25 protein-coding genes and 2 riboswitches are annotated in these 22141 nt (G+C 53.6%); of the genes, 9 read left to right on the top strand and 16 right to left on the bottom strand.

Annotated features, from left to right (window positions below; all coding sequences use genetic code 11):
- Both SK3146_RS34950 and SK3146_RS34945 read right to left on the bottom strand, forming a co-directional pair.
- Positions 1 to 353 (bottom strand): low molecular weight protein-tyrosine-phosphatase (locus tag SK3146_RS34950; protein ID WP_249863126.1); only part of this gene is annotated, 353 nt, incomplete at its 3' end.
- A gap of 14 nt (positions 354 to 367) precedes the next feature.
- Positions 368 to 1459: a branched-chain amino acid aminotransferase gene (locus tag SK3146_RS34945; protein ID WP_249863125.1), complete on the bottom strand. Its 1092-nt coding sequence runs from the start codon at positions 1457 to 1459 to the stop codon at positions 368 to 370.
- A gap of 125 nt (positions 1460 to 1584) precedes the next feature.
- Between SK3146_RS34945 and SK3146_RS34940 the strand changes: the two genes are divergently transcribed.
- Positions 1585 to 2484 (top strand): LysR family transcriptional regulator, encoded by a 900-nt coding sequence (locus SK3146_RS34940; protein WP_249863124.1) that lies wholly within the window; start codon positions 1585 to 1587, stop codon positions 2482 to 2484.
- Between the two features lie 59 nt (positions 2485 to 2543).
- On the opposite strand, the gene SK3146_RS34935 is transcribed toward SK3146_RS34940, so the two are convergent.
- Positions 2544 to 2870, bottom strand: a complete 327-nt coding sequence (locus tag SK3146_RS34935; protein WP_249863123.1) for a YnfA family protein — start codon at positions 2868 to 2870, stop codon at positions 2544 to 2546.
- 131 nt (positions 2871 to 3001) lie between these two features.
- Positions 3002 to 3115: riboswitch (guanidine-I (ykkC/yxkD leader) on the top strand.
- Between the two features lie 84 nt (positions 3116 to 3199).
- Here SK3146_RS34935 and SK3146_RS34930 point away from each other — a divergent pair.
- Positions 3200 to 3547, top strand: a complete 348-nt coding sequence (locus SK3146_RS34930; protein ID WP_249863122.1) for a DMT family transporter — start codon at positions 3200 to 3202, stop codon at positions 3545 to 3547.
- Positions 3548 to 3550: 3 nt separating this feature from the next.
- Positions 3551 to 3865 (top strand): DMT family transporter, encoded by a 315-nt coding sequence (locus SK3146_RS34925; RefSeq protein WP_249863121.1) that lies wholly within the window; start codon positions 3551 to 3553, stop codon positions 3863 to 3865.
- Positions 3866 to 4016: 151 nt separating this feature from the next.
- On the opposite strand, the gene SK3146_RS34920 is transcribed toward SK3146_RS34925, so the two are convergent.
- Positions 4017 to 4991 (bottom strand): DMT family transporter, encoded by a 975-nt coding sequence (locus SK3146_RS34920; RefSeq protein WP_249863120.1) that lies wholly within the window; start codon positions 4989 to 4991, stop codon positions 4017 to 4019.
- Positions 4992 to 5141: 150 nt separating this feature from the next.
- Positions 5142 to 5300: riboswitch (FMN riboswitch) on the bottom strand.
- Positions 5301 to 5542: 242 nt separating this feature from the next.
- Here SK3146_RS34920 and SK3146_RS34915 point away from each other — a divergent pair.
- Positions 5543 to 6058 carry an NUDIX hydrolase gene (locus tag SK3146_RS34915; protein WP_249863119.1) on the top strand — a complete coding sequence of 172 codons (516 nt, stop codon included), beginning with the start codon at positions 5543 to 5545 and terminating at the stop codon, positions 6056 to 6058.
- 51 nt (positions 6059 to 6109) lie between these two features.
- Here the strand turns inward: SK3146_RS34915 and SK3146_RS34910 are convergent, their stop codons facing one another.
- The 5 genes from SK3146_RS34910 to SK3146_RS34890 form a co-directional block, all read right to left on the bottom strand.
- A complete protein-coding gene (locus tag SK3146_RS34910; protein WP_249863118.1) occupies positions 6110 to 7489 on the bottom strand; it encodes an MATE family efflux transporter in 1380 nt (459 codons plus the stop codon).
- 197 nt (positions 7490 to 7686) lie between these two features.
- Positions 7687 to 7947, bottom strand: coding sequence for a YqkE family protein (locus SK3146_RS34905; RefSeq protein WP_249863117.1), 261 nt, complete (start codon positions 7945 to 7947; stop codon positions 7687 to 7689).
- Between the two features lie 241 nt (positions 7948 to 8188).
- Positions 8189 to 8629: a Dps family protein gene (locus SK3146_RS34900; protein WP_249863116.1), complete on the bottom strand. Its 441-nt coding sequence runs from the start codon at positions 8627 to 8629 to the stop codon at positions 8189 to 8191.
- A gap of 88 nt (positions 8630 to 8717) precedes the next feature.
- Positions 8718 to 9656 carry a thioredoxin-disulfide reductase gene (gene trxB, locus SK3146_RS34895; RefSeq protein WP_249863115.1) on the bottom strand — a complete coding sequence of 313 codons (939 nt, stop codon included), beginning with the start codon at positions 9654 to 9656 and terminating at the stop codon, positions 8718 to 8720.
- Positions 9657 to 10010: 354 nt separating this feature from the next.
- Positions 10011 to 11255, bottom strand: a complete 1245-nt coding sequence (locus SK3146_RS34890; protein WP_249860219.1) for an IS110 family RNA-guided transposase — start codon at positions 11253 to 11255, stop codon at positions 10011 to 10013.
- Between the two features lie 409 nt (positions 11256 to 11664).
- On the opposite strand from SK3146_RS34890, the gene SK3146_RS34885 reads away from it, so the two are divergent.
- Both SK3146_RS34885 and SK3146_RS34880 read left to right on the top strand, forming a co-directional pair.
- Positions 11665 to 11847: a hypothetical protein gene (locus SK3146_RS34885; RefSeq protein WP_249863114.1), complete on the top strand. Its 183-nt coding sequence runs from the start codon at positions 11665 to 11667 to the stop codon at positions 11845 to 11847.
- 48 nt (positions 11848 to 11895) lie between these two features.
- Positions 11896 to 12057, top strand: coding sequence for a hypothetical protein (locus SK3146_RS34880; RefSeq protein ID WP_249863113.1), 162 nt, complete (start codon positions 11896 to 11898; stop codon positions 12055 to 12057).
- Positions 12058 to 12108: 51 nt separating this feature from the next.
- On the opposite strand, the gene SK3146_RS34875 is transcribed toward SK3146_RS34880, so the two are convergent.
- The 4 genes from SK3146_RS34875 to SK3146_RS34860 form a co-directional block, all read right to left on the bottom strand.
- Positions 12109 to 12564 (bottom strand): RidA family protein, encoded by a 456-nt coding sequence (locus tag SK3146_RS34875; RefSeq protein ID WP_249863112.1) that lies wholly within the window; start codon positions 12562 to 12564, stop codon positions 12109 to 12111.
- A gap of 134 nt (positions 12565 to 12698) precedes the next feature.
- Positions 12699 to 13949: an MFS transporter gene (locus SK3146_RS34870; RefSeq protein ID WP_249863111.1), complete on the bottom strand. Its 1251-nt coding sequence runs from the start codon at positions 13947 to 13949 to the stop codon at positions 12699 to 12701.
- A gap of 16 nt (positions 13950 to 13965) precedes the next feature.
- Positions 13966 to 14787, bottom strand: coding sequence for an MBL fold metallo-hydrolase (locus SK3146_RS34865; RefSeq protein WP_249863110.1), 822 nt, complete (start codon positions 14785 to 14787; stop codon positions 13966 to 13968).
- A gap of 62 nt (positions 14788 to 14849) precedes the next feature.
- Positions 14850 to 15344, bottom strand: coding sequence for an MgtC/SapB family protein (locus SK3146_RS34860; protein WP_375295551.1), 495 nt, complete (start codon positions 15342 to 15344; stop codon positions 14850 to 14852).
- A gap of 319 nt (positions 15345 to 15663) precedes the next feature.
- Here SK3146_RS34860 and SK3146_RS34855 point away from each other — a divergent pair, with 319 nt between their 5' ends.
- On the top strand, positions 15664 to 17835 hold the full coding sequence (locus tag SK3146_RS34855) for an extracellular solute-binding protein (protein ID WP_249863108.1): 2172 nt from the start codon (positions 15664 to 15666) through the stop codon (positions 17833 to 17835).
- A 14-nt stretch (positions 17836 to 17849) separates the two neighbouring features.
- On the opposite strand, the gene SK3146_RS34850 is transcribed toward SK3146_RS34855, so the two are convergent.
- From SK3146_RS34850 to SK3146_RS34840, 3 genes are all read right to left on the bottom strand, one after another.
- Positions 17850 to 19046 carry an MFS transporter gene (locus SK3146_RS34850; RefSeq protein ID WP_249863107.1) on the bottom strand — a complete coding sequence of 399 codons (1197 nt, stop codon included), beginning with the start codon at positions 19044 to 19046 and terminating at the stop codon, positions 17850 to 17852.
- Between the two features lie 141 nt (positions 19047 to 19187).
- Positions 19188 to 19433 carry a helix-turn-helix domain-containing protein gene (locus tag SK3146_RS34845; protein ID WP_249863106.1) on the bottom strand — a complete coding sequence of 82 codons (246 nt, stop codon included), beginning with the start codon at positions 19431 to 19433 and terminating at the stop codon, positions 19188 to 19190.
- A 28-nt stretch (positions 19434 to 19461) separates the two neighbouring features.
- Positions 19462 to 20316 (bottom strand): GNAT family N-acetyltransferase, encoded by an 855-nt coding sequence (locus SK3146_RS34840; protein ID WP_249863105.1) that lies wholly within the window; start codon positions 20314 to 20316, stop codon positions 19462 to 19464.
- 253 nt (positions 20317 to 20569) lie between these two features.
- Between SK3146_RS34840 and SK3146_RS34835 the strand changes: the two genes are divergently transcribed.
- Both SK3146_RS34835 and SK3146_RS34830 read left to right on the top strand, forming a co-directional pair.
- Complete coding sequence (locus SK3146_RS34835; RefSeq protein ID WP_249863104.1) at positions 20570 to 21226, top strand: futalosine hydrolase; 657 nt, start codon at positions 20570 to 20572, stop codon at positions 21224 to 21226.
- Positions 21226 to 22068, top strand: coding sequence for a 1,4-dihydroxy-6-naphtoate synthase (locus tag SK3146_RS34830; RefSeq protein WP_249863103.1), 843 nt, complete (start codon positions 21226 to 21228; stop codon positions 22066 to 22068). The genes SK3146_RS34835 and SK3146_RS34830 overlap by 1 nt, the downstream gene beginning before the upstream one ends.
- Positions 22069 to 22141: the final 73 nt, after the last annotated feature.

Below are 22141 nucleotides of genomic sequence, written 5' to 3'. Positions count from 1 at the left end.
GGGACGAAATCGAGCAGCTTCTTCAGCACGGCGCGGTGCTCCTGCCCGCTCCCCGGCAAAACCCGCAGATTATCGATATTGCTGGAATCCATAGCGATAATGTAGTCGAACGACTCGAAGTCGGCCGCTGTCGTCTGCCTGGCGCGAATGCCCGCATAATCGATACCGTTGCGCTGCAAAATGCGGCGCGTTCCTTCATGAGGAGGTTGTCCGACGTGCCAGCTTCCGGTTCCCGCCGAATCGGCGGCAATCCGGTCCTCAAGCCCGGCTTCCTTCACCTTGCTGCGAAACACCGCTTCCGCCATCGGCGACCGGCAAATATTGCCCAAGCATACGAATAACACCCGGATCATGGAAGTCACCTGTCTTACGAAAGAATCGCTTTCTGCTGAACTTCGACCATCCAGCTGAACGGATCTTCCTGAGCCCCTTGCTGAATGGAGGTCAGCGTGTCGTACAGCTTCTGCGACAGCTCGCCGGTATGTCCTCCGTTGATCAGCATTTGATGTCCGTTCCAGTACAAATCGCCGATCGGCGAGATGACCGCGGCCGTACCTGTGCCGAACGCTTCCTCCAGCGTTCCGTTCGTGTACGCTTCGTAAATTTCATCGATGCTGATTTGACGCTCAACCACAGGAACATTCCAATGCTTGAGCAATTGGATCATCGAATTTCTCGTAATGCCGTCGAGAATGCTGCCGTTCAATTCCGGCGTATAGACAGTGCCTCCGATTTTGAAGAACACGTTCATACTGCCTACTTCTTCGATATATTTTTGATGAACGCCGTCCAGCCAGAGCACCTGCGAATAGCCTTTGCTGGTCGCTTCCTCTTGGGCTTTCAAGCCGCCCGCGTAGTTGCCGGCCGTCTTGGCGTTGCCCGTACCGCCTCTAACCGCGCGCACATATTCGGATTCGACATAAATTTTAACCGGATGAATGCCTTCGGCGTAATAAGCGCCGACAGGAGACATAATGATCATGAAGTGGTAGTTATGCGACGGCGCAACCCCGAGCGTTGCTTGGGTAGCGATAACGAACGGGCGAATGTACAGCGAATTGCCTTCTTGCGAAGGTACCCAGTCCTGATCGACCAGAATCAGCTGCTTCAGCGCTTCCAGAGCCAGTTCTCCGTCGACATCCGGAATGCTCAAGCGGGAATTGGAACGATTCAAACGCAAGAAGTTTTGTTCGGGACGGAAAAGCAAGATACGGCCGTCCGCCGCTCTGTACGCTTTGAGCCCCTCGAACACCGTTTGGCCGTAATGAAACACTTTGGCCGCAGGGTCCATCATGATCGGCTGGTAAGGAATGATACGCGGATTAATCCAGCCTTTTCCCTCTTCATAATCCATAATAAACATATGATCGGTAAAATATTTGCCGAAACCGAGCTGATTTTCATCCGGTTTTTGCTTTGGAGCGGTAGTGCGTTCGATTTTGATAGAGTTAGCTGTCATTCCGATACATCCCCTTATGAAAAATACTTATTTAGTTGAATCGTATCACTTGATTAGGTATATTAAAAATATCTGTTTTATGGGGTTCCCATACCTTTTAGGTATCACCAAACTTGGAGGCTATTATGGATATTCGACAAATGCGCTATTTTCTCGCTATTGCCAGAGAAGGGCAAATTACGCGAGCGGCCAAGGTGCTCAATATGGAGCAGCCCCCCCTCAGCCGTCAATTGAAGTTAATGGAGCAAGAACTGAACGTCACTCTCTTCGACCGCAACGGGAATAAGCTCAGCCTGACGCATGCCGGCGAACTGCTCCAGCAAAAGGCCGAGAAGCTGCTCCAGCAATTCGACGAGGCGATTCAGGAGGTTAGGGAGCTGGAGGAAGGCATGCAAGGCATGCTCTCGATCGGTTCCGTCGTCTCCTGCATCTCGCTTCTGCCCAAAGGCATCGAGCTGTTCCGCGCCAAATATCCCGAGGTCACCTTCAAAATATTGGAAGGCGATCATTTCCTGCTCGGCTATCATCTGGAGAAGCGCAATATCGAGCTGGTCGTTGCGCGGCTGCCGTTCGAGTCCGCCTCCGAAACGAACTTTTCGGTCCTTAAGCTGCCCTCGGACCCTTTCGTGGCGGTAATCCCGCGGCAGTGGAGCAGCGATCCGCACAAAGAAACGATGCATGTGCAGGAGCTCGCTCAGTTTCCTCTGCTGACGCTGAAGACGGACAAAACGACGGGACTGCATGAGAAAGTGATGAACGAATGCAAGCGGCACGGCTTTGAGCCGCAGGTCATTTGCGAATGCTCCAGCGTCGCCATTATTATGGCCCTCGTCGAAGCAGGCATCGGGATTACCGTGTTCCCGAAGTCCGTCATGGCCTCGTTTCCTCTGCCGAACATTCAAGTGCTAACGCTCGTCGACGCCGATTTTCAATCCGAGGTCGGCCTCCTTTGGCTGAAGGACCGCTACCTGTCCAAAAGCGCGCGGCATTTTATCGATATTTTCTCCGAAAACTTGCCTTTGTAATGAACGGCGCGGACAATTCGCCCCGAAAATCGACTTCAACCGAGCTGCTGCAAGCAGTTCTAGCTTCTGGGCGCCCACAGCATGACGGATACGCCGACGATACAGATTGCGGCGCCGAGCCAATCGTACAGATCCGGCGTCTTGCGGTCGACGAGCCATCCCCATAGCACAGCCATCACGACAAAAACGCCGCCGTAGGCCGCGTACACCCGCCCAAAGCTCGGAAAGCTTTGCAGCGTCGGCAAAATACCGTACAGGATAAGGATCAAGCTGCCCGCAATGCCATACCCTACCGGTTTGGATTCTTTAAGCCACAGCCATACGAGGTAGCCGCCCCCGATTTCGGCCAAACCGGCCAGTATGAATAAGATGATCGCCAACAGCATGGATGCGCTCCTTTCCTATCGACATAGCTTCATCTTAATGGAAAGCGTCACGAATTGGCAAGCTTCGGCAAGCTATTGCTTATTGCGCCATCGTGCGCTATGATTAAAGGAATTGTTCGGATTAATTTCATATCGACGTTTTCTAGGGTTCCGCAGCTTGCTTGCAGCCGGCTGGCCTGGTCCGAGAGAAAACGCGCATAGCTTTTAGAAGCTTGCGTACACGGAGGGACAAAAGCCCGGGAGGATATCTACCGATATCTTTCCGGGCTTTTGTCTCGTCTTGGGAATCCTAGTCCCAAGCAGCATTTTACAAAGGAGCTGTTGTTGTTATGAATCGAAATTGGTGGATGGTGTTTATTGCAGGCTTGTTCGAAATCGCCTGGGTGATCGGCTTGAAGCATTCGCATCATGCGCTGGCTTGGTGCGGTACGGCGGCCGCCGTGCTGATCAGCATGGACCTGCTCATCCGCGCCTCCAAGCGGCTGCCCATCGGCACGGCGTATGCCGTGTTTACGGGGATCGGCACGACCGGCACCGTCGTAACGGAGATGCTGTTCTTCGGCGAGCCGTTCCGCATCGCCAAGCTGCTGCTTATTCTTCTGCTGATCGGCGGCGTTATCGGTTTGAAGATGATTACGAAACCGGCCAAAGACGGCCAAGGCCAAGGAGGCGTGTAAATCATGGCATGGATTGCGCTTATTCTCGCCGGGCTATGTGAAATCGTCGGCGTATCCGGCATTAGTAAAGTGAACCGCAAAAAATCGCTCTCTTCTTATGTTACTCTCGTCGGAGGCTTCCTGCTAAGCTTGTTCTTCTTGTCCGTAGCGATGAAATCGATCTCTATGGGAACCGCCTACGCTGTCTGGACCGGCATCGGCACCGTCGGCAGCGCGCTGCTCGGCATGCTGCTTTACGGGGAGTCGAAGGAATGGAGGCGGCTGTTGTTCATTGCGATGGTGCTTGTGGCCGCCGTCGGATTGAAGCTTATTTCCTGATAATCAGCCGGAGTCCAATTAGCGCTGCGATGTCCGCTAAGGAAGTCAAATACTCGTCGAAGCTTCCACTTCGAAACACGCTTCCCGATTTAAGGCTTGATAGCAACAAAAGAGCGGCTCCCGCCGCTCTTCCCGTTTTCCGCGCCTTTATTTAATTCACCTGCACCGCCGCGGAAGCGACCGATTTCCCGTCCTGCTGCCGCGACAAATAAAACAGCATAAACCAGATCAATACGAAGCCTACGATTTGCGCGAATGTGATGCCTTGATGGAAGACCACCCAGTTCACCAGCACGCCGACCGCCGGAAAAAACAGCTCCGCCAGCGTAGCGTAAGACGCCTTCGTGCCGGAGAGCCCGCGGTAGTAAAGAAGCAGGCTGAGCAGTCCGGGCAAAAATGCCTGCAGCAGCAAGTTGACGGACACGGCGAACCAGTCGCCGGTTTGAGCGGGCCAATGCCAGCTGTCGCCATTCACCCAGGTTGTGGCCAAGAGCAGCGGCAGCGCCAGAAGAAACCGCAGCGCCGTAACGGTTTCGAACGGCATTTTATCGAGCAATAGCCGTCCCATCACGGTCGAACCGCCCCACAGCGCCGCTGCTCCGATGGACAATAATCCGCCGGCTACGCCGAAGCTGGATGCGCCGTCGAAAGGAAACGACGCCCCGAACGTAAGCAAATACGTCCCGGCCAGCGCCATGATCACGACGATGAAGAAGCGTCCCGGCAGCAGCTCCTTAAGAATCCATCTGGCCATCAAGATTGCAAACAGCGGCTGAAGCTTCTGCAGCAGCAGCACCCCGTTCAGATTGCCGTGGGCGAAGGCGGAGGTGAACATGATCGTTGCAATGGCCGAGCCGCCCCAGGAGATGAACAGCAGCGCCGCGATATGCTTCCACGTCAGTCCTTTTAACGTTTTGCGGTATATCCATAATACCGGTACGGAATAAACCATCAGCAGCACATGCTCCAGGAGCACGATTTGCGACGATGTGAAAAATTTCAGCAGCAAAATCCGGAATAAGGGGTCCACACCCCATAAAGCGGCACCCAGCGCGATAAGCCACACGCCGCTGCGGGTCCCTGCCCCGGCATGTTCAGATGATTGAGATGATAACGTACGTTCCATAATCTTGAACCTCCTTTATTTTGAAAAGGAAGCTTCGAAAAGAAGTCAGCCCCGTTACCAAATAAAAATGATAACGGGGCATAAGAAAACAGGCATGTCTCCAAGCCGTTTTTTCACAAAGAAAACAACGCACTCGAAAAGCAAGCTCGTTCTGACCTTCTCCCATCCGGACTGTACCGTCGGCCTTGGATTTTCACCAAATCAGTCGCCTGAAGCCGCCTTAAAGCGGCATCTGACGAGTCGCGGGCTTGAAGCTGCAAGCAGCCTTTCACCGCCGGTCGGGAATTTCACCCTGCCCCGAAGATCCTTATTCAATTAGTTTGCATTTTATCACACGATTCGACATTACACAAGATACTAACTTAAAATTAGTTAGTGATTTTTCGTTGTATGCGGATACAAACCAAAGGACAATGAATATGAGAATACAACGCCGAATAAGGAAATGGATTCATTTTACAGATAGAACATGGACGGTTATCTCAGTTAGCTCGTTTGTTCGCTGAGCGAAATGGATTCAAAACGGTTAAAAAAATTCGGGTGGTGTTATATTGAACTCAAGCGAGAAATGGCATCGTCATTTAGGCGCATACGGGATTTGTGTATTTGAAGAAAAACTATTAGTCATCCAAAAGGGCAACGGCCCGTACATTGGGCGATACGACCTTCCAGGAGGCACGATTGAACAAAATGAAATGGTAACAGAAGCTGTAAAAAGAGAGTTTATTGAAGAAACGGGAATTACCGTAAATATTCGGAAAAATCTCGGTGTTTGCGATTTGCTAATCCCTTATGAACTCCCCAAAAGAGGCACTACGCATATTCATCATGTTGCCGTTATTTATTCGGTCGAACACATTTCTGGAACTGCAATAAAGACTCCGCAAAAATTCGAAGGGCAAGATTCTTTAGGAGCGTGTTGGGTACAAATCAATGACATCAATTCTGCCAATTCCTCTCCTCTGGTCATTCAGGCCAAAAAATGGCTAAAGACGGAACGATTGCCGTTCGAATCTCAGCGACTAGATGACTGGATCAAAAAAACGCCCGCACCTCCTAAGCCATAAAGCCTTAAGGAAGATGGCGAGCGATGTATCGGCTCCTTGCCGTGCATTAGGTTAATGCTCCAGCACCGAACCCGCGCCGGCAGCGGGAAGCCGCTTCTTCTGGATCGCGCTCAGCCGGGTGTAAAATCCCGCCGCGGCCAGCGTCAGGCCGATCGTAATGCCGACCCAGAACCCGAAGGGGCCGAGCCCCGTATGGGCCGCGAGTCCGTAGCCGACCGGGATACCGACGCCCCAATAAGCGACAAGCGCCGTCACGAACGGCACCGTTACGTCCTTGTAACCGCGCAGCACGCCCTGCAGCGACGCTTGAGCCGCATCGGACAGCTGATACACGATCGCGAAGATGAGAAATTGCTTGGCAAGCGCCACGACATCGACATTGTCCGTGTACAAATAAGCTATGGGCTCGCGGAACATATACAGGAAGACCGAGCTGACGCCCAGAATGCCCATGGCCGACAATACGCCGAGCCGGCCGTACTGCCGGGCGTCTTCGGGACGGCCGCCGCCGATCTCGTAGGCAACGAGGATGGTTAACGCCATGGAGATGCTGAGCGGCATCATGAACAGCAGCGTCGTGAAGCTGATCGCAGCCTGATGGGCGGCAATCGTGACCGTATCGAACATCATCCCCATCAGCAGCGTAACCATCGAGAAGATGCTCGCTTCGAAAAATACGGAAAGCCCCATCGGGACGCCGATTTTGAGCTGTTCCTTCCATGCTTTCCAGGATGGAGCGTACCAATCGATGAACAGCCGGTACCGCCGGATGGCCTCCGCCTTGAACGTCATCGCGGTGCTGACGAGGAAGATCAGCCAATACGTCGTTGCCGTCGCATAGCCCGTGCCGATCCCTCCGAGCCTCGGAAAGCCGAAATGCCCGAAAATAAGCATATAGTTCAAAGCTACGTTAAACGGTACGGCAAACAGCATGATCGTCATCGTAATCTTTGTATAGCCGTGCGCATCGAAAAAGTAGCGGAGCACATTCGACGCGAATAAAGGAATAATCCCTAGGCACAACCCGATAAGGTAATGCTTCGCAATATGGTACACGCCCGGATCAAGATGCATCGCCTGCAAAACCGGGTTTAATATTGCCGCCCCTCCGGCAAGCACGATAAGCGCCAAAACGACGGATAAATAAAGCGCCTGATTGACGGTTTTCGAAATTCCCCTGTACTCTCCTCGCCCGTATAATTGAGCGATCATCGGCGTAACCGCCATTAGAATTCCGTTCAAGCCTATCGAGACGGGCATCCATAAACTGGCCCCTATGGCTACGCCCGCCAGGTCATTCGTTCCGGCCCTCCCCGACATCATCGTATCGAATAACGTCATCGCGTTATAGCTAACCTGGGTTACGAGGATCGGGCCCAATATGGCAAGAAACTGAACGGCTTTTTCTTTCCATGTTTTCGCGTGATGCATGTATTTCTTTGCCTCCGTTTACTTTCGGTAAATAGGGCGACAAAACGAGAAGACCTCTGACGAGGTCTCCGGGCCGTTGGACATATGAAATGATGCCAATTGAATTACGCTGCCGCAATACCGTATGTTCGTTTACTTGTGCGCTATATTTTACAGACCGCAGCCCCGTACGTCAATAGCGTCAAGCCGAAAATCCATTATTTATACTTACGCCAATCCATGGAGCTTTGCTCGAGCAAATAACCGAAGTCCTTCTCCAGCCGTTTTTGCTCGGTCTTGCGCGCTTCCTCCGCCTGCTTCCTGTTCTTCTCGCGCTGCTCCGCTTCGGCCGCTCTCATCTGATCAGCCTGCGATTTCAATTGATTGAGAACGTCCGGGTTCAATAAATCCTTGAGCGTAGCCGGCTTGTCTGACGATGCTTGAGCCGAAGCGGCAAGCGGTTTTCTCTTCTTCACCATTCGAATCACCTCATTAGACGATGTACGGTCCGATATTGCTCGAATTCGAACACCTTACACGTATGGTACTGCTCCGATACGCTCATGTCAAATAGACGCCTGCCTGCGGCTGAGATCAGAGCGCCCTTCCCTTGTGTTAGATCCGCAGATCGGGGCGCACAAGCAAGAGGCCGTCGCTCTGCCGTGGGAACGGCATGAGGACAGCCTCTGCTGATTTATTTACTAACGACGGATGCCCCGCTTATTTGCCAAGAAAGGAATTGAGCATCCATACATGCTTCTCAAGTCCGGAATGAATGCCGAGCAGCATATCGCCCGTCGTTTCATCCTGCAATTCCGCCGCAAGCTTCATGCCTTCCTTCAGCTCTTGGATGACGATGCGGAAATCCTGGACGATGGCCGCGACCATCTCCTCCGCCGATTCGCCGCCCTCGGCGTCGCGTACGCTGGCTTGCTCGACGATCTCTTTAATCGTAGCGGTCGGCTTGCCGCCCAGCGCCAGCAGGCGCTCCGCCAGGTTGTCCACATGAAGGGCCGCTTCCGTATACAGCTCCTCAAACTTGAGGTGCAGGGTGAAAAATTGATGGCCTTTGACGTACCAATGGAAGTTATGAAGTTTAATATGAAGAACAGACCAGTTAGAGATTTGACGATTCAAAACAGTGTGCAATTGTGTGCTCATGTCAGGTTCTCCTCCCATTTTACATTTTTTTCTTCAGGAACACTTCTTAGTATAACGAAGTCACGTAGGGTGTTCAAGCTTCGCCAGCTTAGACGGCGGCAGCCGCCTCCGCATTCTCCAGGTAGCGCTCCGTGTCGAGAGCGGCCATACACCCGGTGCCCGCGGCGCTGATGGCCTGGCGGTAACGGCTGTCCTGAACGTCGCCGCAGGCGAAGACGCCAGGAATGTTCGTCTCGGTCGTGCCCGGTTTCACGAGCAGGTAGCCGTGGTCGTCCGTCGTCAGCTGGCCGCCCAGAAAGCCGGTATTCGGCGTATGGCCGATGGCCACGAACACGCCGTTCGTCTCAATAATTTCGTCTTCTCCGGTGTCATTGTTGCGTACCTTCAACCCGGTAACGCCTTGCTCGCCGCTAACGACTTCCAGCGGCGTCCGGTTCAGGCTCCAGCTGATTTTGCCGTTCGCGCGCGCCCTGTCCTGCATAATCTTGGATGCGCGCAGCTCGCTGCGGCGGTTGACCAGCACGACCTCGGAGGCAAAGCGGGTCAAATAATTCGCTTCCTCCATCGCGGAGTCGCCTCCCCCGATCACGATAATCTTCTTGTTGCGGAAGAAAAATCCGTCGCAAGTAGCGCAGGTGCTGACGCCGCGGCCGACGTTTTCTTTTTCCCCGGGAATGCCCAAATATTTGGCGGAAGCTCCGGTAGATACGATAACGGATTCAGCTTGAATTTCGCCCAAGTCTTCAACCTGCAGAGTGAACGGACGTTTGGACAAATCGACCTGGTTGACCCAGCCGGATTTGAACTGCGCTCCGAAACGCTCCGCCTGCTTGCGCATATTATCCATTAATTCCGGTCCCATAATGCCTTCGGGAAATCCGGGGAAGTTCTCCACCTCCGTCGTTGTCGTAAGCTGTCCCCCGGGTTCTTGACCTTCGATCACCAACGGATTTAAATTCGCTCTGGCCAAATAAATAGCGGCGGTCAATCCTCCCGGACCCGTTCCGATAATCACTGTTTTATACATCGTATATATACCTCCTGTTTCTTTATATTTAAACTAAGTATAAATATTTCTTGTAACAAATCATACCATTCAGACTACCCTATTGCATGAAGATTTGATGAAGACCGAATGAAGGTTTCATGAAGACGAAACGGCCGGTGAAAACCGGTATAAAAGTTCCGCGTTAGTCCACTATATAAAGGAAAGTCCAGCGGTATGATGTCAAGTCCCCGAATCGGTCGAATTGGAAATTTTCTTGGCTGTAACAGCTGGGAGTGCCGAAAAAAGGACAGCTCAAACTGAACCCAGCGAAAAATCGAGATAATATCCAGATTTTAACTGGGAATTATGCCAGGGACTTTAGCAAAGGAGGCGTTAATCCTTCGCAGGCGTCACCTTCTTCCGTGGCGTATAGAGTTGGCCGTTGCGTAGCAGCACATCGACCAGACGCACAAGCTTTCTTGCGGTTAAGACGAGGGCGCGTTTATGTTGGTGCTTGGGCACTTCCTTGTATTTCTTCCGGTAGTACTCGCCGAATTCTTCATCGCGGTTCTTTACCGAGTTGGCAGCTTCAACGAGGTAATAGCGAAGGAATCGGTTGCCGGATTTAATCCGTTTGGTGTCTTCGGCTTCAAAGGCGCCAGACTGGCTCTTGCGCCAGGTGAGGCCAGCATACTTGGCGACAGCGGCTTGGTCGCTAAAGCGTTCGATGTCACCGATCTCGGCAAGGATGCCAGCGGCATAGACGCGATCAATGCCGGGAACAGAACGCAGGCACAGGGAGCCAGGGATCGTCTCGAGAATTTGCTCAATCGCCTTGTCCAAATCCTTGAGCTGAGCCTGGATGCTCCGGATTGCTTGAATGGATGTACCCAGCACAAGATCAATGGAATCCTCGACGACTTTGGACAGCCGGTAAGAGGCTCTGGCCGCTTTCTGAATGCAGCGCGCGACGTTCTCGGGATCCGGGAAGCGATTGCGCCCCTTGTCCCGCAAGTAGTCGGCCAGATCGCCGACATCCATCGTCGCGATGTCGTCCAGACTGTACTTTTCGGAGAGCATCTCAAGGATGGCATGGCCGAACACCGAGCTCTCGACTTCGGTCGTGAAGGCATTGCACTTGTAGAACAGGTTTTGCAAGAAGTACTGTTTCTCGCGCGTCAGGTTATGGATCAAGTGAAACCGCATGCGCGTTAAACGCTGGAGCGCAACATACTGCTCCTGCATGACAATGGTGGTTGTCAGCCGCCCGAAGCGCAGACGGTCCGCAATCACCCAGGCATCAAGCCGGTCGGTTTTATTCAGGTCGGGATAGGTTTCTCGGAACTTGCTGACCAACTTTGGATTCATGGTAAAGACCTTGGTATGGCGCTCCTGGAGTGTAGGGTCACTATGCAGGTACATGGCGGGATGCCAGCTGTAGACCGAGGTCGATTCAAGCCCAATGTGAATCTCGGAGACCGCGTGCTTGTCCGCTAGGGCAACGATGCGATCTCGCAGATGAGCAGCCCCCTCCAGATTGTTTTTCACTGTGAGGGTCTCGAGCTTATCCCCGTCTGTGTTCATGAAACACGTTTCCAGTTCTTTCGAACTGACGTCAATACCGACAAAAAGCGTCAAATGGAATTTCCTCCTTTCGATGAGGGATGCAGGGAATAGACTCTCCGGGATGCCTCCGGCGCACGCGCAGATCAATCACCCTCGCCTATAAGAACACGCTTCGGTCCATGAGCTGCCCTGGCTTGCTAGGCCAGGCATGGGGTGCCGAAGGGAACGGCCAGCGGGTCAGAAGCTCAGACACGTACCGGAGAAACAGACTTAGAAATGTAGACGTGCTACAGGAGGAGAAAGAATTTCCCCGATAGATCCCTATGATCTATTGTCCAGAGGCATGCGGGAAAGTCCAGTCCCTTTTGCAATTTTCAAGGTGCGATTTACTGGAAATCGAAAAGTTTGCGGCCAGTTCCCATGGGAACTGGAAATCGGCTTAAAACTTGGTTCTAGAAATACTATACGAGGAGGAGAAGCTATGGATTCGGAAGAGATTCAACGGCTTGAAGATCAATTTGACCGGGAGCTTACCGAGGGCGAGGCCGCCGAAATTAAAAATACGCCTGTGGTGAACCATGCGGAAGAGCACTCGGACACCGACTGGAGTCTTGACAAAAACTTGACCCTTGGTTCGATCGCAAGGCAGAACGGCCGTATTTGACGGAGGAAGACGATAGAAGCGTGAAAAAAGAGCGACGGAGGTATCGCGATGCCCAATGAACGGATTGAGATAGAAACCGACGGCAACCCCGAAACGATCTATGAGGATACGAAATCCCACGAACGCATCGGCTTCAGGGCCGATGACACTACTAAGCTTCGCAATTACGGCAAGCCGAATGAGAAACTGGACGGCGTACCTATCGAGTAAACAACAAAGAAACAGACTGGCCTCCCTGCGAAAGGCCAGTCTGCATTCGGATTATTCCTCCACTTGAAAGATGGAGTCGACGACAATCGGCAAATTGTCTCTTAAGGCGCTGGCGCCGAGGACCGACCGGGCATGAATGCCCCGTTCGCCGAAGACGTCCAGCATCAGATCGGAAAAACCGTTCAATACTTTATGCGGCTCTTCGAAATCGGGATGCGCGTTAACAAAGCCTTGAACCTTCACGACGCGCTTCACCTTATCGAGGGAACCGAGCGCCGACTTGACTACCGCCAGCACCTCGATCCCGGTGTTTCTCGCGAAGCGATACCCTTCTTCTGTAGAGAACTCCTCTCCAACCTTCCCTTTCGGATTGCCCGAAGGACCTTTCCCGGACACGAACATCAGTCCGTTAACGATAACATAATTGGCGTACTTGGCCGCAGGCTCGCTCGCCTCGGGAAGTACGATTTGCAGCTCATGCAATCTGCTTTCTATCGACATCGTCATACCGCTCCTCCCCATAAGTATCGGACAGACTCATAACTTAGTAGTAATTATAGAGGGATGACGGGCGATGTCAACTAATTTTTCGCATTGTATGCGTTCTCTTTTGCAAGCCGCAGCTTGTTGACTTGCCGGACTCAAACCGAACTCGGTTCTTGAAGCGCCTCTTTGTCTGCCGCTTTCTTTTGGAACAAAATGCCTTTGTCCTTGAAGCTGATGAAGAATACGACGGACACGACCGCAGCTACGGCCGCCGGATACATCCAGAAGCTTTGCCATTGTCTTAAAGCCTCAGCCCCTTGAGCCGTTACCGTATGATTGAACAAATATCCGGTGACCGATGAAGCGAACAGCAGGCCCAAACCGTTGGAGATCATAAATTTCAAGCTTTGCGCTTGCGCTTTTATCGTAATATCCGCTTTGTTGTCCACATAAATGTCTCCGGCCGTAAAGAAGAAGTCCCAGCATATTCCCTGCAAAGCGAGCGCAATGACGATGACGATCATTCCGGTGTCGTTCACCGCAAACGAGAACAGCAGACAACGAGCGATCCAGGTCAGCGCTCCCCACAATATAATTCGCTTAAACCCGAATTTTAATAGGAAGAACGAGAGCAGGAACATGAAAATAACTTCCGTCGCAATCCCGATCTGCATGATCGTCGCAGCGTTCTTAAAGCCGAGCGCCCCTAGAAATACCGGTAAATACGCGCTGTAAGCCGTCTTCGGAATCATCAGAAAAATGGTGCAAGCCATGAAGATGGAGAAGTTTTTGTCCTTGAACAGCGACAGCGCGTCCAGACAAAGCAGATCGCGGACGAGGAACTTCTTCCCTTTGCCCGCCGCAGGCGTGTTAGGAAGCGTAAAGCAGTACAAGCCCAGCACGATAGCCGACACGGCTGCGATCTTGAAGGTCATGATGCTACCGGAAAAGCCGAGCTGGCCCAGCAAAAATCCGATGATCATAAAGCCGAACGTACCGAACACGCGAATTAAAGGGAAGGTCTTCGCCCCGTTAATATGCCGGAAGCTGATGCTGTTGGATAGACCCGTAGTAGGATAAAACAGAATGGCTACGACAAAAATAAGGATCAGAAACGTCGTCGAATGCCCGGCTGCGATCTGGGCCGGAATCGTAAGAAGAACGCATGCATTCAAGATGTGAAGGATGCCCATAATTTTTTGCGATGCGATGAATCTGTCGGCGATCATTCCGATGAACAGCGGAGACAAGATGGTAGCTATGCCGAGCAAAGCGTACGTGGTGCCGATGATGGACGACAGCCCGAATGTGCTTAATACAAGCCCCAAGGTCATGTTCCATGCCCCTTGAACGAAATATTGAAGAAACATCATGACCAGCAGTCTTGGAACGACGATTGTTTTCATACTCACATTCTCCTCATCAAATGAACTTGATTAATCCGTCATAGGCGACTTCGATACGGTAAGGCTCGAACAGCTCCACCAATTCATCGTGCATAAGTCCCATATTATGCGATAAATGCGATAAGACCAGCTGACTCGATGCGTCGTGCATACCGTCTTTGATCAGCCTTTGTTGCGTCTCCAAAACGGTTTCGATGCTCATATGATTATTGGAACGAGGATTATTAGTATAGCCATAAGTGCATTCCAAAATCGTCAAATCGATGCGCCGGCCGGCCAGCCACTCCCAGGTAGACTCCGGAAACCAGCCGGAATCGTGCCCGTACAGCAGCGTTTTTCCGTCCTTCTCGATAAAATAGAGCAGGCACATCTCCCATTCGGCATGATTGGCCAATAAAGGAGTGACTTTCGCGGAGCCCGCACACTCCGTGACGAACGGAATCAGCCGCGTAAATGCGAAACGCTCCTTACTGTAACCGGGCAGTACGTCCCGGCAGCCGCCGATCGCCAGATCGTTGCCGTACACGCGCAGCGGATGCTCGATGCGATGCCCGTAGCCTTCCATCCTGCTGAATAAGTCACCGACATTGAAATGATCGGGGTGAGTATGGGTGAACAGCAGATCGGTAATCCGGGTCGCATCCGCTTGATCCCGCATCATTTGCCAGCTGAATTCGGGCGCCAGATCGATTTGCATCGTATCGTCGACGATAACGGCCGAGCGGGTTCGTATATCTTTCCCTTTCGCCGCTCTCGCCTTCTCGCAAACGCCGCACCGGCAAAACGGATTCGGCACGCCTTCCGAAGCGGCGGACCCTAAGAAATGAACTTTCATCATGCATGTCTCCTTTGTCTAAAACACCAGTATGCGGGACTTAGGACCAGTCCCTCTCGTTGTCGTTACTGAACGTCCGTCGATTCCATTTTGGCAGCGTCGGTCGAATGCTTCGCTTGAAGAAACCGGCTGCATTTGGCAAGCAAAAACGTGATCATCACGGAAAAAATCACGATGCCGTAATACCCGGCTCCGATGCCGATGCCTGCTCCTCCGGAGAAAAAAATCATCGCGGCAGAGGTCAGTCCCTTCACCTTCTCGCCGTCCTTCAATATAACGCCGGCCCCGATAAAGCCAAGTCCGGATACGATTTGCGCAGTCAAGCGCAGCGGATCTGCCGTAGACTGCTGCCCCGGGATGTTGTAAGTGTGTGCCGTGTATATGGATACAATTGTAATTAACGTGCAGGCTACGCAAGTATATGTGTATGTTTTTAAACCCGCGGGTTTATGGTTATACGATCGGTCCCAACCGATAAACAGGCCCAGCACGGCGCTAACCGTGATCTTAACGTACATCTGCAGATCTCCAACAGCCTGGCTGATCATTAATGAGTCCATAGAATGATGCTCGTCTCTCCTTTCTCTTTGAAGTCGCCTTTCCGCCATTAACCAATAGAGTCCATTCATTCTTCTTTGACAACGCTTACTACAATAGGATTGTATCATATTATTGGAACGTGTCAATAATTATTTTGGCGTTATATTTTATAAAACACTTAAAAGTTGCGTCTATCCTATGGTAAAAGCGGAAATACCCCATTTTATAAATTGGAACGTTTCAATAATTTCCTGTTAATTCCGGCCGTGTGGATTCTCGCTTCAAGACCTTATATAATAAAGATAATTTGCTGCATAATAAATGGAGGCAGAAACGACAATGCCCACAATTAAAGATATCGCCAAAGCGGCGGGAGTTTCTCACGGAACGGTGTCCAACGTTTTGAACGGCCGGGGAAACGTAAGTTTGGAGAAAATCAAACTGGTCGAAGAAGCGGCCAAAAAAATGGGCTACCAAATTCATGCCCAAGCCAAATCATTGCGCGAAGGCAGCACGACCACCGTTTCGGTCATCCTGCCGAATATTGCGCTTGAACAATATAACAAGCTTTACCTGGCCGTCTATCATTTCTTCCGGCAGGCCGGATACCACACAAGCCTGTACTTGACCCAGGATCAACAGGAAATCGAGCTTTCGATCCTGCAGAGCATCGCCGCTAACCGCGACTGCGCCGTCATCGCGGTATCCTGTCTCCCCGACGCCCGGAGCTATTACGACGCGCTCGGCGCCGATGCGGATAATATCTTTTTCGTATACCGCCGTTTGGATCATTCCAACCAGTTCGCAAGCTTCGATTTCGCCCAAGCGGGACAAGCGATAGCGCGTAAAATCGCCGAAAAAAAACATCCCAGCATCGGCCTGTTCACCGATTCTGCGGAATATTCGTGCACGGTGCAGTTCAAGGACGCCTTGCTGCACGGAGTCGCCCATTTGAATCCAAGATTCCGTCACGTCGCCTCCTCTCATTCGACCGCTTACTCCCATGCCTTCGATTTCTTCTCCGAAGAACGATTCGACTGCATCGTAACGACCGATATGGAGCGGGCCCGGTATATTAAAAACGCCCATTATTTAGGCAATACAGGATCTTGCCCCACTATTTACAGCTTGGCGGACTCCGAGTTTCTGGCAGAGGATGGGATCGTCAAATATCATTTGAACTATCAATTGCTGGGCAAGGAAATTGCCGAGCATATCGTACAACGGACGGCTGCGGGCCAAGACCTTCCTCCTGTCTCGCCTATAATGGTTCAAGACCGCGGATTTTTGTTTGAGGATGCGGCTCACTCTCCTTCGCCGTCCGATACGACCTTGAACATTTTGACGATACCGAGCCCGACCACGGAAGCCTTAAGAAAGCTGCTGCCCCATTTCAAAAAAACGACGGGCATTGAATTCAGACTGGCCGTCTATTCGTTCGAAGAGATTTACGATATTTTGCTCGATATTGATAATCACCGGCATTACGATATTATCCGGGTCGATCTGGCCGGCTTATCTTGGGTTGCCCGGCAGGCTTTAAAGCCTTTGCCGCCCGAACTGACGGAGCTGCTCGCTTATTATCCGCGGCAGCTCGCAGACCGCTATTCCTATGTGGACGACACGCCTTACGCCGTTCCTTTCGATCCGAGCGTTCAGCTGCTTTTTTACAGAAAAGATTTATTTGAGGATACGAAAATACGGAGAATGTTTTACGAGAGGTACAAGCTGGAGCTTAACCCGCCGAACACCTTTCACGAATTCAATTTGATATCCGAATTTTTCTCCTCCATCCGAACCCAGCAGGCTCCGCATTTCTTCGGTTCGGCTGTCACAACGGGCAATGCGGAAATTATCGCCTCGGAGTTTCTGCTAAGGTACTATGCCGAAGGCGGCTCGTTGATCCAGGCCGATCATAAGCTGGCTTTGTCGGGCGAGATGGCGGTAAAAGCTTTGCAGAGCTATATGGACCATTTGTCCATCGCCAAAGAGCTGCACGCCAAATGGTGGGACGAATCCATTTCCTTATTCGAACGCGGCGATTTGGCCATGCTGATCGTCTATATGAATTTATTTTCTCATGTGGCGCATAGTCCTATAGCTCCGCTGATCGGTTTCTCGCAGGTGCCGGGGCATTCTCCGCTGCTCGGCGGAGGATCGCTCGGAGTTTCCAGGCATAGCCAAAAAGACCGCGAAGCGGCGGCCTTCTTTAAGTGGTTCTACCATAACGAAATCGCCGAGCAAATCGCCTTGTTAGGCGGCAGCTCCGTCCATAACGTCATTTACGGCAACCAAAATATTATGGAGCAGTACCCTTGGCTCAAATTCGCCAAAGATTTGGATGACCAGGGCATCCGCGAGTCCTCGTTCGGGCCGGGTCATAATCTCAATTTGCGTAAAGTGGAAAAAATTATCGGCCTCGGCGTCAGAAATGTCATCAACCGAATGATGGGGCATGAAGAAGCCATCGAATATATTAATTCGAGGCTGGCCGGAGAAATGTTCGAATAACGTCTTGGAACGAATCAAGGCCGATTCAGGCTATCAGCCTGCTTCATTCTGCCGCCTCTGACATGCCAAAGCACCAGAACCGTGAACAGCGCGGCCAGCAAAATGCACAGCATGTAAGGCAGCCCCTTGTACATGGAATACAAGCTCGTTCCGACGATCGGTCCGATGACGGAGCCGACGCCTTGGGCGGCGGCAACGAACGACGCGACGCCGGATTGCTCCCGTTCCTCTACGGCCAGCGACGCCGCAGCGGCATACCCCGGCATCGTGAAGCCGATGCCGAGCCCGAACAAGGCGAACGCGAGCAAATAAGACGCGGGATAAAGAAGGAAGAACAGGAAGCCGAGCGCGAGAAACGGCAGTCCGAGCTTTAACAAGCCGGCGGGCTTGCGGTTCATATAACGGCTGATGATCAGCTGCGCCAGGACGACGATGACGCCGCCCAGCGTCAGGCCGATGCCGACCATTTGGGCGGCCTGCTTCGTATTGACGGCCAGATTGTCCTGCATATAAAAGCCCGCCGTCACCTGAAAAATGATCATGACCGTAGACAGCAGCAGCCCGACGGATAAATATAAGCGGACGCGAGGGTCCAGAGGCGACAGGCGGCTCGCCCGTTTCGCCCCTCCGGCCGATCGTTCGGCGGGAATAACAAGCCAGAAAGCGGCCGTAATGAGCACAATCAGCGCGGCTGAAACGTACATCGGGGCCGTCAAGCCGACGGATGCGAGCCCTGCTCCCATGGCGGGACCGAGCACGAAGCCGAGCCCGTTGGCCGCGCCGAACAAAGCCATCCCCGACGTGCGATTATCCGCCGTCGTCCATTCCATCAAATAACCTTGAGCCATCGCCGGCACGGCGCCGAAGCAAAAGCCCGCTATCGCCCTGAGCCCGAATAACCCCCAATACAGCCCCAGAGAAGCCGACTTCGCGGATTGAGCTTGGTCCGCCATATAAGCAAATAGAAACACGGTGACCGTATAGGCCAGCAAAGAGAAGGCCATGACCCGTTTGCGGTTGAGCTGCGGCTTCCTTCCCCAGACGAAGCTTCCGAGTATCCAGCAGATGCCCGTAACCGTCACCAGACTGCCGGTTTGGATTTCGCTCAGCCCCATGTTTCTGGACAATGGTCCGAGTATCGGGTTGAATGTGGCGATAGATATCATCGCGAACAATACGGTTAAAAAAATCATGATGAATTTTTGCTTCAAATCGATCTACTCCTCTCGCCGGATCAGCGCTTGATATGATCATCATTATCATGCAAAGCTTGCGGCGCCGCTACCTGCCGGGGGAGCTTTCCTGCCTGTAGAAGGAGAAAAGATCGAATGGACTAAAAAAGCTTCCGTACCTTAAGAAATCGGGTTACGGAAGCTATGTTCTTGCAGCCTATTTTTTCTATAGTCGTTCGGGGTGCAGCCGTACTGCTTGCGGAAGGCGGCCGTAAATTTGCTCATATTGCTGTAGCCGACCGCAACAGCCGCCTCGCTCACGTTCAAATGCTCCGATTCCGGCAAGGAGACTCCGGCCGGCTGCAGGCTGCGGGGCTCCCCCGAAAGCTGGATGCGGACGAAATAAGCTTCAGAGCATCGCGTCACCTTTGGGGGATTTGTTCCTTGCAGGCTCTTACCGGAAACGGTACATGACCGAATCCTGAACGGGCCTGTACCCGATCTGCGAATAAATGTGATTGGAGGTCGGGTTGGCGAGATCCGTGTACAGACTGCAGAAGGAATAGCCTTGCTCCAGGAGCAGCCCGCTCAAAGCGGCTACGCAAGAGGATGCATAACCCCTCCTCCGGTATTGCGGCGGCGTATAGACATAGCTCAAGACGATGCCGCGCTTGGTCGGTCTGGCCGACTTCGCCATACTGACCGGCTCCCCGTCGTGCCACAGATGCAGCGAGCCGTCGCGAATAAATTCCAGCGCCTTATTCGAAGCTTCCTCCGGCCGGATTCGTTCGCCGATGGATTCGACGAATTCCCGAATCCATCCGGCTACAAGCTCATGCTCCTTCATCGTCGCCGCCTTCAGCCGCCCCGGGCAATAAGCCGGCGGCACGACCCGGTCGAGCCGGTAGATGCGCTGATTCATCTTGAGCACCGGCTCATACCGGTGAAGCCGGGCCCACTCCTCGGCGAATAACTTCGCCGCCTCCGGAGGCCCCACGACTCCGGGCACATCCAGCCCGCGTTCAAACAGATCAGCTGCGGCGGTCAGGACCGCTTCCCGCCACCGCTCCCCATCGGCGTACAGAACGGCGTTCTTATCGTTCAGCAGCACGACAAGCGCCAAGCCGTGATCGTCTTCCACGGCCAACAGATGCGTATCGCGGCTTCCCGCCGCCATCCCCAGGTTCTCCCGCTTCACCAGCATGTGCAGCAGACCGAGCAGCAAATTGTTCACGGCTTCATTGTTTTCCAGAAACGATTCGACCCGCCGCAGAAACGCCTCCGGCTTCTCGCCATACCAAAGCTTCATTCCGCCTTCCTCCTCCGTCTCTCCCCCGATGTCCCAACTCCAAGCAAGCGCCATTATAAGGGAATTTGCACTATGGTATCACAAGGCGGCGAGGGCGGCAATCCCCTTTCGTAACGAAGTGTACGGGCAGGAGCATCGGCCCCTTTAAGAGCCGAACAACTTTGCTTTTTAAACAAAGTGTACTATAATTTTCTATGTCTTTTCTTGTCGGAAGCCCAGCCCGTATGAAGGGCTAGTAAAGGAGTTTTTGACCATGAATACGCAAACGCAATTTCGGGTGCTCGTAGCAACGGCCGTCGAAGCGGAGAAAGAGGCGGTACTGCGCGGACTCGGCAACGACCCCAGATTCGATGTGATCGCCGCGGGCGTCGGGCCGGTGGCGGCCGCCGTAGGAGCTACGAAGGCGCTGGCCGCGGCTCCGTACGGCCTCGTCGTTATCGCCGGGATCGCCGGCGGCTTCGCGGAGCAGGCCGCGATCGGCTCGCTCGTCGTCGCCAGCGAGATCATCGCCGCCGACCTCGGAGCCGAGACGCCGGACGGCTTCTGCAGCCTGGACGAGCTCGGCTTCGGCTCGGCACGCATCGCGGTCGACCTGGCGCGCGCCGAACGGCTGGCCGAGGCGCTGGCCGCAGCGGGTCTCTCCGCCCGGCTCGGCCCGGTGCTGACGCTGTCCACCGTGACGGGCACGGCGGAGACGGCCGCCGCGCTGGCCAAGCGGGTGCCGGGCGCCGCCGCCGAAGCGATGGAAGGCTTCGGCATCGCCGCAGCCGCATTGGACCGCGGCGTGCCGGTGCTGGAGCTGCGCGCCGTCTCGAACGCGGTCGGTCCGCGCGACCGCGCCGCCTGGCGCATCGGCGATGCGCTGCAAGCCCTGCAATCCGCCAGCAAAGTACTTCAGGAGGTATTATAATGAATATCGCATTTTCGCCTTGTCCCAACGACACGTTCGTCTTTCATGCATGGGTGCACGGGCTTCTGCCGGATGCACCGCAGCTTCAAGTGACTTATGCCGATATCGATATAACGAACCATCTCGCCGCCGAACGCCAAGGCCCCGAGGTGCTCAAAATTTCGTACGCGGCGCTGCCATGGGTATTGTCCGACTACGCGCTGCTCCCGTGCGGAGGCGCTTTGGGCCGCGGCTGCGGGCCGCTGGTTCTCACTTCGGGCCGCTTGACGACGACAAGCGACCCGTCCGTGCTGAGCGGACGCCGCGTAGCGGTGCCGAGCGAGCGCTCCACCGCTTATTTGCTGTTCCGGCTCTGGGCCGCCAAGAACGTTCCCGGCGGCGTCGGCGAGATCGTCGTCATGCCGTTCCATGAGATTATGCCGGCCGTACGCGACGGGCAGATCGACGCCGGGCTCGTCATTCACGAAGCCCGCTTCACCTATCCGTCCTACGGGCTTACGCTGCTTGCCGATATGGGCAGCTGGTGGGAAAGCGACACCGGACTGCCGATCCCGCTCGGCGCCATTATCGCCCGCCGATCGATGGATATCGCTTCCTTGGCCAAGTGGACCCGCCAATCCGTCGAATACGCGTGGGCCCACCCGGAAGCGTCCCGCGACTATATTATGAGCCATGCCCAGGAGCTCGCTCCCGAGGTCGCTCAGGCGCATATCGACTTATACGTCAACAAGTTTACGGCCGATCTCGGCGAGGACGGCTATGCGGCGATTACGTCGCTGCTGCACCGGGCCGCGCAGGAAGGCCTCGTTCCCGAGTTCGACCTTGCCCTGCTTCGTTCCTAATTGCCCCGCTCGCTTGACGGCCAGCAATCCCGTTAAGACCGCGCGGAAAATGGCGCATTTCCCGTTTCACCGG

It is taken from the genome of Paenibacillus konkukensis (assembly GCF_023523925.1).
In the GTDB taxonomy this organism is placed as follows: domain Bacteria; phylum Bacillota; class Bacilli; order Paenibacillales; family NBRC-103111; genus Paenibacillus_S; species Paenibacillus_S doosanensis.
Note: the sequence above shows the minus strand (reverse complement) of the source record. Positions and strands in the feature narration are given on the sequence as shown.